Source organism: Pseudomonas khavaziana (assembly GCF_019145205.1).
Lineage (GTDB): Bacteria > Pseudomonadota > Gammaproteobacteria > Pseudomonadales > Pseudomonadaceae > Aquipseudomonas > Aquipseudomonas khavaziana.
The window spans coordinates 1-308 of record NZ_JAHSTT010000069.1; the positions used below are offsets into that span (position 1 = coordinate 1).

A 308-nucleotide genomic window follows, 5' to 3' on the forward strand; every position below is an offset into this window, starting at 1 on the left:
CCGGAAAGTGGGCCCAGCGCACGCAGCACAGTCATTCGCTTGGAGTTCAAGTCATTCGAGGGCCAAACAATCGACGCACCGGGAAGTGGCATTCAGAACAAGGCGATTTGTTCACGACAGCGCCGGTTACAGGTGGCTTTGTGGTTATGCCCAAGCGCAGGGTAGTGGAACGGACTCACGCTTGGAATGAGCGGGCCAGGCGCTTGATCATGCACCACGATCGGATGTTCGATGTGAGTGCAGCATGGGTGTGGCTGGCCGAGGCTCGCATGCTTGCTCGTCGACTTACTACTTGATTTTGTCTACAC

The 308-nt window shown here is 56.5% G+C and carries 1 pseudogene; it reads left to right on the plus strand.

Annotation, left to right across the window (positions count from 1 at the left end):
* A pseudogene (locus KVH01_RS29555) lies at positions 1–296 on the plus strand (IS5/IS1182 family transposase); the annotation flags it as partial.
* Positions 297–308 lie beyond the last annotated feature (12 nt).